The sequence below is a fragment of the Mycolicibacterium arseniciresistens genome (assembly GCF_030519285.1).
GTDB classification, from domain to species: domain Bacteria; phylum Actinomycetota; class Actinomycetes; order Mycobacteriales; family Mycobacteriaceae; genus Mycobacterium; species Mycobacterium arseniciresistens.
The window spans coordinates 1-9,708 of the sequence record NZ_JAUMSQ010000086.1; the positions used below are offsets into that span (position 1 = coordinate 1).

A 9,708-nucleotide genomic window follows, 5' to 3' on the forward strand; every position below is an offset into this window, starting at 1 on the left:
TGAGTTCCGCGTAGGCCTCCGCGACGGTGTTGCGGGCCAGCCCGAGGTCGGCGGCCAGCGTGCGCGACGGGGGCAGCATGGTGCCCGCGGCCAGCCGGCCGGACCGCACGGCGTCGCGCAACGCGTCGATCAGCTGGTCACGTACGCCTCGGGTGCCGGGGCGCACGGCGCGCAGATCGAGATGAAGATCGCGCGCCCCAGAATTGGCCCACGAAGTCATGCCCGGATTGAACCATGCGGATGGGCTTTTCCGCACTAGCGTTGGCGGCATGACACAGACACTCGACACCCGGACCATCGACCACAAGCCGAACCGCATCAAGATGTTCAAGGCCGCACCCGAGCTCTACGAGGCGATGATGCAGCTGTCGAACGCCTCGGCCAGGGACGTCGAACCGATCATCGGCGAACTGGTGAAGATCCGGGCGTCGCAGATAAACCGCTGCGCGTTCTGCCTCGACATGCACGTCCACGACGCCCGCAAGCTGGGCGAGACCGAGCAGCGGCTGGCGCTGATCGCCGCCTGGGAGGAGGCCGGTGACCTGTTCGACGAGCGCGAGCGGGCCGCTCTGGCGCTGGCCGAGGCCGTCACCGAGGTGGCCAACCGCGGGCAGGTGCCCGACGAGGTGTACGACCGCGCCGCCGAGGTGTTCACCGAGCGCGAACTGGCGCAGGTGATCGCGATGGCGGTGACCATCAACGCGTGGAACCGGATCAATCTCGCCGCGCCGAACCCGCTGCCGCGTCGCTGATTACGGTGGACGGGTGCTGACCCGGTCCGGTGCGCAGATCGACGTCGTCGGCGACGTCGTGCACAAGCTGCACCGGGCCGGGACGGACCCGAGGGCGTTGACCGTCCGCCTCCGCATCGCAGCCCGGCTCGCCGCGTCCGGGCCGGGTTGTCTGCTCGCTCCGCTGCGCGATCACCCGGACCCCGTCGGCGACCGCTGGCGCACGCGCTGGCCACTGGTGGAAACCGTTGCGCAGGAACCGGATCGACTTCCTTGGGAGGCCGCCGCACGATTGCTGGCGACGCTGCACGCCGAGTCCCCGCAGGGGCCGGAGCGGCGGTTGCCGCACGGCTGGCCGGCCCGGTTGCGCCGGTCGGTGAACCGGGCGCGGTTGCTCGGCGGCGGCGTCGTGTACGCGGCGGCGGCGGCTCTGCCCGAGGCGGCGTGGCGGACGGGCAGCGCGGACCGGCCCGCGGTGCTGGTGCACGGCGACTGGCACCTCGGCCAGCTCGGCCGTCGCATGCCGGACTCGCCGTGGCTGCTCATCGACATCGACGACCTCGGCGTCGGCGACCCCGCGTGGGACCTCGCGCGGCCGGCCGGCTTCTGGGCGGCCGGGCTGATCCCGGATGAGGACTGGGCGGTGTTCCTCGACGCCTACCGGGACGCCGGTGGCGTCGCGCTACCCGCGGCGCCTGCCGATCCGTGGCCGGTGCTCGAACCGTTCGCCCGGGCGGCCGTCGTGCACGCCGCCGCCAACCACCCCGACGACGACCTGCTGGTGGCGGCCTGCGCCAGGATGACGGGGCGCTAGCTGGAGAAGAACAGCCCGCCGAAGCCCTGCTTGCGGTAGCGCTTGTTGCCGCGGTGGCCCCAGCCCGGCCCCTGGTCGTAGCCGTGTCCATGGCTCTGGCCGTAGCCCTGCGAATACCCCTGGCCGTAGCCCTGCTGCTGGGGCGGTGGCGGCGGCGCAACGAACCGGTTCTCCAGCTGGGTCAGCGACTCGAGCTCGCCGAAGTCCAGGAAGATGCCTCGGCAGGTGTCGCACTGCTCGAGGTGGATGCCGTTGCGCTCGTAGGTCTTCATGACCCCCGCGCACTTCGGGCACAGCAGCTGGGTACCGGCACCGGGCGACGACGCGGACGGCGGCGGTTCATATGGCGGAATGCTCATATGTCGTCAACGGCCGAACCGCCTGAGAAGTGCCTGTACGTCAGATGGCTGCGCTGAGCGATCGACTAGCGCCGCGAGATACCCGCCGAGATCGACACCTGGGTCGTTGAGATGGGCTGATCACGACCGCGATGTCGATCTCGCGGCGCTAGTGGCGGACCCTAGACCCAGTACGGCACCCGCGCGCGGTACTGCCGCATGGCGAACGCCGCCATGATCCAGCCGATCACGGTCAGCACGATCACCACCAGCCAGTGCCGCAGCTCCTGGTCGGCGCCCAGCAGCGGCGCACGCACGATGTCCAGGTAATGCAGCAGCGGGTTCAACTCGACGAGGCGGGCGTAGTTGCCCGCACCCTGCTGCTGCAGCGTCGCCTCGTTCCAGATGATCGGCGTCATGAAGAACAGCAGCTGCACCAGCGAGGCGAGCAGCGGCCCGATGTCGCGGTAGCGGGTGGCCAGGATGCCGAAGCACAGCGACACCCAGATGCAGTTGAGCATGATGAGGAACAGCGCCGGGAAGACCGCGAGATCCGTCCAGCGCCACGGCTTCGGGTAGATCATGGCGATGATCACGAAGATGATCATGTTGTGGCCGAACAGGATCAGCTGCCGCCACACCAGCCGGTACACGTGCACGGACAGCGGGGTCGGAAGCTGCTTGATCAGACCTTCGTTGGCGATGAAGACCTCGGACCCCTCGATGATCGCGGCGTTGATCAGGTTCCAGACGATCAGCCCCATCGTGACGTAGGGCAGGTGCTCGGCCAGTTCGAGCTTGAACAGCTTCGAGTACAGCAGCCCCATCGCGACGGCGGTGGCGCCCGTGGCGATCGTGATCCAGAACGGGCCCAGCACCGACCGGCGGTACCGCTGCTTGATGTCCTGCCAGCCGAGCTGCAGCCACAGCTCGCGCTTGCCGAAGCCGCCGGCCAGATCGCCCCACGCCCTGCCGAAGGTCCGCGACTGGGCAGCCGCGTCGGTGAACGTCATCGAGAGAACCTTTCGCGTCGGCCCATCCGGCGCAGCCGCACCCACTCACGCAGGCCCGCCGGATCGCGCTTCGACACCAGGAAGAACCAGCCGAACCGCACCCACTCCTGCACCTGCAGCTTGCGCAGGCCCGGTTGCGACAGCAGGTAGCCGCGGTTGCGGTAGGTGAAGAACCGTTTGGTGTCGTCGTCGGGGTACTGGGTGTGCATGCGCCCGCCGAGGATGGGTTTGAACTCGTCGCTGCCACACGGGTGCAGATAGCTGGTGTCCAGGCAGGTGCCGAACCGGATGCCGGAGCGAACCAGCCTGCGGTGCACCTCCACCTCGTCGCCCCGGACGAACAGCCGCAGGTCCGGAACCCCGACCGCCTCCACGGTGGCCGCGGACAGCAGCGCCCCGTTGAACAGCGACGCGATGCCCTCGAGCAGGTCGCCGCTGCCGTCAACGCGCAGTTCGTCGACCCGCCGCCGCCACACCAGCCCGCGGCGCAGCGGGAAGGCCAGTCGCGACGGGTCGTCGATGTCGCACACCATCGGCGACACCTCGCCGAGCGAATGCCGGGCGGCGCAGGCCATCAGGGTGGCCAGCACGTCGGCGTCCGCGGGCCTGCCGTCGTCGTCGGCCAGCCACACCCAGTCGGCGCCCAGTGCCAGTGCGTGCAGCATGCCGAGCGCGAATCCCCCTGCGCCGCCGAGGTTTCGGCGTGAGCCCAGATAGGTCGACGGCACCGGCTGGCCGGTCACCAGATCGCGCACGCGGGTATCCGAATCAGAGAAGTCGTTGTCGACGACGATCAGGTGGTCCGGCGGGCGGCTCTGGGAGGCCAGCGCCTTGAGCGACCGGGCCAGCGGATCGGGGCGCCGGTGGGTGACCACCACCGCGATCACATGCTCAGTCACGTGCGACCCTCGCGCGCGCGCTCCTCCTCGAGCACCTCGCGCACGTGCCGCGCGGCGTCCTCACCCTCGTAGGCGCGCACCACGTCCTCGATGCCGCCGGTCATCTTGATCGTGCCGTGGTCCACCCACATCGCGGTCTTGCACAGCCGGGCCAGGAACTCGTTGGAGTGGCTGGCGAACACCAGGATCCCCGACCGCTCCACCAGGGCCGCCAGCCTGGTCTGCGCCTTGCGCAGGAAATCGGCGTCCACCGCGCCGATGCCCTCGTCGAGCAGCAGGATCTCCGGGTCGATGCTGGTGACGACGCCCATCGCGAGCCGCACCCGCATGCCGGTGGAGTAGGTGCGCAGCGGCATCGACAGGTACTCGCCGAGCTCGGTGAACTCGGCGATCTCGTCGACCTTGGCCATCATCTGCTTGCGGGTCTGGCCGAGGAACAGGCCGCGGATGATGATGTTCTCGTAGCCGGAGATCTCCGGGTCCATGCCGACGCCGAGGTCGAACACCGGCGCCACCCGGCCGGTGACGGTGGTCGAGCCGCGGGTGGGTTCGTAGATCCCCGACAGCAGCCGCAACAACGTCGACTTGCCCGCCCCGTTGTGGCCGACCAGGCCGACGCGGTCGCCGTGCTCCAGTGACATCGTGATGTCCCGCAGCGCCTCGATCACCACGACGTTCGACGAATTCCGGCCGATCGTCCCGCCGGCCTTGCCCAGGAAAGCCTTCTTCAGTGAGCGCGACTTCGCGTCGAAGATGGGGAACTCCACCCACGCGTTGCGCGTCTCGATGCGCGGCTCGGAGATACCGGTCACCGCCTAGAGGTACTGCCCGGTCCCGGGGTGCGACGGTCCGCGCTGCCCCGGCGCCGCGATGCCCGGCGGCAGCGCACCCTGACGCATCTGCTCGAGCTGCTGACGGGCGGCCATCTGCTGGGCGAACAACGCGGTCTGGATGCCGTGGAACAGCCCCTCCAGCCAGCCCACCAGCTGTGCCTGCGCGATGCGCAGCTCGGCGTCGGACGGCGTGCCCTCCTGGAACGGCAGCGTGAGCCGGTCGAGTTCGTCGCGCAGCTCCGGCGCCAGGCCCTCCTCGAGTTCGCGGATGCTGGTCTGGTGGATGTCGCGCAGCCGGTTGCGGCTGGCGTCGTCGAGCGGCGCCGCACGCACCTCCTCGAGCAGCTGCTTGATCATCGTGCCGATGCGCATCACCTTCGCCGGCTGCTCCACCAGGTCCGTCAGTGACCTGTCGTTGTCGCCGGAGTCGCCGTCCGGACCACCGATGATCTCGATGTTGTCGTCGTCGGAGCTCATAGTCATGTCCCTGAGGTTCCCTGTATTCCCTGTCTCACGCTGACTCTGGTCGTCGCCTGCGACAGTAGTCCGCGTCCCCGGAGCCCCATTGCCGGGGACGGGCCCGTCCCGACCTGCGCGTCGGGGCCACCAGCAACAACCGCGCGATTAGCACTCCGATCCGCGAGCTCCCTGCATTAGTATTACGGCCCAGGCGTCCGGCCCAGGCGCGCCTCGGGGATGTCGTCAGGCATCGGCAGGCGACGGCCGTGCGTCCACCGGCTTCGAGCCGGTTGTCGGGAATCACGGACCCTTTAAGGTGGCTGGCATGGCATACGACGTCGCCCGGGTGCGTGGTCTGCACCCGTCTCTGGGCGACGGCTGGGTGCACTTCGACGCCCAGCACGGGATGCTGCTGCCGGACTCGGTGGCAACGACGGTGTCCACCGCCTTCCGCGGATCCATCTCCACCACCGTCGGCCCGCACCCGTCCGCCCGCCGCAGCGCCGCCGTGCTGGATGCGGCCAGGCAGGCGATCGCGGACCTCGTCAACGCCGACCCGCGCGGGGTGGTGCTGGGCGCCGACCGTGCGCTGCTGTTGTCGTCCCTGGCCGACGCGTCGTCGGCCCGGGTCGGACTCGGCTACGAGGTGGTGGTCACCCGCCTCGACGACGAGGCGAACATCGCACCGTGGCTGCGTGCCGCCAACCGCTACGGCGCCAAGGTGAAGTGGGCCGAGGTCGACATCGAGACCGGGGAGCTGCCTGCCTGGCAGTGGGAGGGGCTGATCAGCCGGCCCACCCGGCTGGTCGCGATCGCCTCCGGTTCGTCGACCCTGGGTACCGTCACCGATCTGCGGGCGGTCACCAAGCTGGTGCACGAGGTCGGTGGGCTCGTGGTGGTGGATCACTCGGCCGCCGCGCCCTACCGGCTGATCGACATCGAGGAGATCGAGGCCGACGTCGTGGCGGTGAACGCCCTGGCGTGGGGCGGGCCGCCGATCGGCGCGCTGGTGTTCCGTGACCCCTCGACCATCGACTCGTTCAGTTCGGTGTCGCTGAATCCCTACGCCACCGGGGCGGCGAGGCTCGAGATGGGCACGCACCAGTTCGGCATGCTCGCCGGGGTGGTCGCCAGCGTCGAGTACCTGGCCTCGCTCGACGAGTCGGCCAGCGGATCCCGGCGCGAAAGACTCTCGCTGTCAATGCAATCGGCGACGTCGTACCTGAACCGGCTGTTCGACTACCTGCTGGTCTCGCTGCGGTCGCTGCCGCTGGTGATGGTGATCGGCAGGCCCGAGGTGCGCATTCCGGTGCTCAGCTTCGCGGTGCGCGACGTGCCCGCCGAACGGGTGGTGCAGCGCCTGGCCGACAACGGGGTGCTCGCCATCGCCAACGCCAACTCCCGGGTGCTCGACGTGATCGGCGTCAACGACATCGGCGGCGCCGTGACGATCGGGCTCGCGCACTACAGCACGACCGCGGAGGTCGACCAGCTGGTGCGCGCGCTGGCATCGCTGGGCTGAGCCCCCGGACGTTCAGTCCGCTACGCGCAGAAGCACTTTCCCGGACACATCGCCGGAGTCGAGCAGCTCGTGGGCGGCCTGCGCCTCCTGGACGGGGAACTCCGCACCGACGATCGGGCGCACCCGGCCGTCGGCGATCATCGGCCACACCTCGGTGCGGACGGCCGCCACGATCTCGCCCTTGCCGCCCGGCCCGTCCACCGGCCGGGCCCGCAGCGCCGTGCCGATCACGCCGGCCCGCTTGCCGATCAGCTTGCCGACGTTGAGTTCGCCCTTCAGGCCGCCCTGCATGCCGATGATCACCACCCGGCCGCCGACGGCGAGTGCGTCGACGTTGCGGTCCAGGTAGGAGGCGCCCATGATGTCGAGGATCACGTCTGCGCCCGCGCCGTCGGTCTCCGCGCGCACCCGCTCGACGAAGTCCTGTTCGCGGTAGTTGATCAGGATGTCCGCACCGAGTTCCTGGCACAGGTCCAGCTTGTTGGCCGATCCCGCGGTCACCGCCACCCGGCAGCTCAGTGCGAGTGCCACCTGGATGGCGTGGGTGCCGACGCCGCTGGCGCCGCCGTGGACGAGCACCACCTGGCCCGGTTGCAGGCCGGCCGTCATCACCAGGTTGGACCACACCGTGCACGCCACCTCGGGCAGTGCGGCCGCGAGGTGCAGGTCGACCGCGTCGGGCACGGGAAGCACCTGAGCCGCGGGCACCGCGACGAACTCCGCGTAGCCGCCGCCGGCGAGCAACGCGCAGACCGGCTGGCCGACGCTCCACTGGGTCACGCCGTCGCCGGTCGCGGCGACGGTGCCGGACACCTCGAGGCCGATGACCTCGCTCGCGCCGGGCGGTGGCGGATACTTGCCCGCGGCCTGCAGCAGATCCGCCCGGTTCACTCCGGCGGCGACGACCCTGATGGTGATCTCACCGGGTCCAGGTGTGACATCGGGGACGTCGTCCCAGGTCAGGCGGTCCGGCGCGGAAGCGACAATGGCACGCATCAGCGCAACCCTACTACGCGTGCAGTTCGGCTCCGATCATCGCGGCGAAGTCCTACCATGACGCCATGGAGGGGATGATTGCGGGGCGCACAGCAAGTGATATGCCTGGTCTTGACATCGCTGAACAGCGGTCATGGCAAATGTTTCTGGATTCCGCGCTTCGGATGTACGCGACCCTGAACCGGTCGCTCGTCGAGGCGCATCACCTGACGCTCAACGACGTCAGACTGCTGGACATGCTGGACAAGTCACCCACCGGGTCCGCCCGGATGGGAGACCTTGCCGACGGATTGATGTCGTTGCCGAGCCGGGTCACCCGGCAGATCCGGCGACTGGAGACGGCGGGGCTGGTGCAGCGCCGGGCGAGTCCCGACGACGGGCGCGGGGTGCTGGCGGCCATCACCGAGGACGGCCGCGACCACGTCCGCAAGGCGATGATCACCTACGGCGACGACGTCCGCGCCCACTTCCTGGGCAGGCTGTCGCGTCCGCAGGTCGCGGCGATGGGGGAGAACTGCCGCCGGATCAGCGTGGGGCTGCAGACCAGCGCGCCGCCCGCGAAGTTCGGGCGCGCGTAGAGCCCGTATCCTGTTGCGCGGTGGCGTGGCAGAGCGGCCTAATGCACTCGCCTTGAAAGCGAGAGACGGCTAACACCGTCCGGGGGTTCAAATCCCTCCGCCACCGCCACGCTGCGCCGCGGCTCAGCGCACCGCCCGTGCCAGTGTCCGCACGCCCTCGCCGATCTGGGTCTCGGTCAGGTTGGCGTAGCCCAGGATCAGGCCGGGCGGTGCGGCCACGGGATCGTGGTAACAGGGGGCGAGTGCCTCCACCCGCACCCGCATCGCGCCCGCCCGTCGCACCACGTCGTCGATCGGAACGCCCGCGGGCAGCAGCACCGTCAGGTGCAGGCCCGCCGCGGCGCCGAGCACGGTGGCCTCGGGCAGATTACGACCGAGCGCACGCAACAACGCATTTCGCCGCGACACGTACCTGCGGCGCATCTGGCGCAGATGCCGGTCGTAGCCGCCCGACGTGAGCAGCTCGGCCAGAGCGATCTGATCCATCACCGGGCTGCCGGTGTCGGCCAGCCCCTTGGCGACGGTGACGGGACCGACGAGGTCGGTGGGCAGCACCATCCACCCGATCCGCAGGCCCGGGGCGAGCGTCTTGCTCGTCGACCCCACGTACACCACCCGGTCGGGCGCCATCCCCTGCAGGGCCCCGACCGGCGCACGGTCGTAGCGGTATTCGGCGTCGTAGTCGTCTTCGACCACCAGGTGGCCGGCCCGCGCCCAGTCCAGCAGGGCGGTGCGCCGCGCCGCGGTGAGCACCACGCCGGTCGGCGAATGGTGCGCCGGGGTGGCCAGCACCACGTGTGCGCCGCAGGCGGCCAGTGCCGCCACGTCGAGGCCGTGCTCGTCGACCGGAGCGGCGACGGGTTCGATCCCGTTGTGCTGCAGCACCATCCGGTGCAGCCAGAACCCGGGGTCCTCCGTGGCGAAGGGCCGGTCGGCCAGCACCCGGGCGAGCAGGGCCACGGCCTGCGTGACGCCGGACGTGAGCACGATGTGCTGTGGGTCGGCCTGCACGCCGCGGGTGCGCCGCAGGTAGTCCGCCAGCGCCGCACGCGTGGCGGGCACGCCCTGCGGTGCGACGTATCCGAGTGCCTCCGACGGGGTGCGGGCCAGGCCGAGGCGCAGCGCGCGCAGCCAGGCGTCCCGCGGGAAGCTGCCGAGATCGGGTGTGCCGGGCCGGAAGTCGACGTCGTAGCGGGGCGGCGGGTCGACAGTATGCCGCTCGGCCGGTGCGCGGGCGCCGTCGACGGCCGCCACCCGCGTCCCGGATCCCTGCCTGCTCAGCAGGAAGCCCTCGGCGGTGAGCTGGTCGTAGGCCTCCACCACCAGCCGTCGGGACACGCCGAGGTCGGCGGCGAGCACCCGGCTCGAGGGTAGCCGGGTGCCCTCGGCCAGCCGGCCGGCGCGGATCGCGTCGCGCAGGCCGTCGGCGAGCTGGCGGTGCAGCGGAACGGGGCGGCCGCGATCCACGTGCACCAGCAGCTCCGGCCCCGAACTGGTACCCGAAACCGGCATGGAAGTGGAGCCT

12 protein-coding genes and 1 tRNA gene are annotated in these 9,708 nt (G+C 70.4%); 5 read left to right on the forward strand and 8 right to left on the reverse strand.

The window, feature by feature from the left end:
* A partial coding sequence (locus tag Q2100_RS13595; protein WP_302914494.1) for a GntR family transcriptional regulator occupies positions 1-220 on the reverse strand: 220 nt, incomplete at its 3' end.
* Between the two features lie 49 nt (positions 221-269).
* Between Q2100_RS13595 and Q2100_RS13600 the strand changes: the two genes are divergently transcribed.
* Together Q2100_RS13600 and Q2100_RS13605 are read left to right on the forward strand one after the other, a co-directional pair.
* A complete protein-coding gene (locus Q2100_RS13600) occupies positions 270-752 on the forward strand; it encodes a carboxymuconolactone decarboxylase family protein (protein ID WP_264011538.1) in 483 nt (160 codons plus the stop codon).
* A 13-nt stretch (positions 753-765) separates the two neighbouring features.
* Complete coding sequence (locus Q2100_RS13605) at positions 766-1,545, forward strand: phosphotransferase family protein (protein ID WP_302914495.1); 780 nt, start codon at positions 766-768, stop codon at positions 1,543-1,545.
* On the opposite strand, the gene Q2100_RS13610 is transcribed toward Q2100_RS13605, so the two are convergent.
* The 5 genes from Q2100_RS13610 to Q2100_RS13630 all read right to left on the reverse strand — a co-directional run bounded on the left by Q2100_RS13610 (position 1,542) and on the right by Q2100_RS13630 (position 5,111).
* Positions 1,542-1,904, reverse strand: coding sequence for a TFIIB-type zinc ribbon-containing protein (locus tag Q2100_RS13610; RefSeq protein WP_407667621.1), 363 nt, complete (start codon positions 1,902-1,904; stop codon positions 1,542-1,544). The two genes, Q2100_RS13605 and Q2100_RS13610, sit on opposite strands and share 4 nt — an antisense overlap.
* Positions 1,905-2,065: 161 nt before the next feature.
* Complete coding sequence (gene wzm, locus Q2100_RS13615) at positions 2,066-2,896, reverse strand: galactan export ABC transporter permease subunit Wzm/RfbD (RefSeq protein ID WP_302914496.1); 831 nt, start codon at positions 2,894-2,896, stop codon at positions 2,066-2,068.
* Positions 2,893-3,795 (reverse strand): galactofuranosyltransferase GlfT1, encoded by a 903-nt coding sequence (glfT1, locus tag Q2100_RS13620; RefSeq protein ID WP_302914497.1) that lies wholly within the window; start codon positions 3,793-3,795, stop codon positions 2,893-2,895. The genes wzm and glfT1 overlap by 4 nt, the downstream gene beginning before the upstream one ends.
* The gene (wzt, locus tag Q2100_RS13625) at positions 3,792-4,598 is read right to left on the reverse strand and encodes a galactan export ABC transporter ATP-binding subunit Wzt/RfbE (protein WP_264011635.1); all 807 of its coding nucleotides are present in this window, start codon (positions 4,596-4,598) and stop codon (positions 3,792-3,794) included. Before wzt ends, glfT1 begins: the two co-directional genes overlap by 4 nt.
* 12 nt (positions 4,599-4,610) lie before the next feature.
* Positions 4,611-5,111, reverse strand: coding sequence for a bacterial proteasome activator family protein (locus tag Q2100_RS13630; protein WP_264011542.1), 501 nt, complete (start codon positions 5,109-5,111; stop codon positions 4,611-4,613).
* A 301-nt stretch (positions 5,112-5,412) separates the two neighbouring features.
* Here Q2100_RS13630 and Q2100_RS13635 point away from each other — a divergent pair, with 301 nt between their 5' ends.
* Entirely contained in the window at positions 5,413-6,609 is a 1,197-nt protein-coding gene (locus tag Q2100_RS13635) for a cysteine desulfurase-like protein (protein WP_264011543.1), read from the forward strand.
* 12 nt (positions 6,610-6,621) lie between these two features.
* On the opposite strand, the gene Q2100_RS13640 is transcribed toward Q2100_RS13635, so the two are convergent.
* Positions 6,622-7,605, reverse strand: a complete 984-nt coding sequence (locus Q2100_RS13640) for an NAD(P)H-quinone oxidoreductase (RefSeq protein WP_264011544.1) — start codon at positions 7,603-7,605, stop codon at positions 6,622-6,624.
* 65 nt (positions 7,606-7,670) lie between these two features.
* Between Q2100_RS13640 and Q2100_RS13645 the strand changes: the two genes are divergently transcribed.
* Together Q2100_RS13645 and Q2100_RS13650 are read left to right on the forward strand one after the other, a co-directional pair.
* Entirely contained in the window at positions 7,671-8,183 is a 513-nt protein-coding gene (locus tag Q2100_RS13645; protein WP_302914499.1) for a MarR family winged helix-turn-helix transcriptional regulator, read from the forward strand.
* Between the two features lie 19 nt (positions 8,184-8,202).
* A tRNA-Ser gene (locus Q2100_RS13650) sits at positions 8,203-8,292 on the forward strand.
* A gap of 14 nt (positions 8,293-8,306) precedes the next feature.
* Here the strand turns inward: Q2100_RS13650 and pdxR are convergent.
* Positions 8,307-9,708, reverse strand: a 1,402-nt coding sequence (gene pdxR / locus Q2100_RS13655; RefSeq protein ID WP_302914500.1) for a MocR-like pyridoxine biosynthesis transcription factor PdxR, incomplete at its 5' end; no start/stop codon positions are given.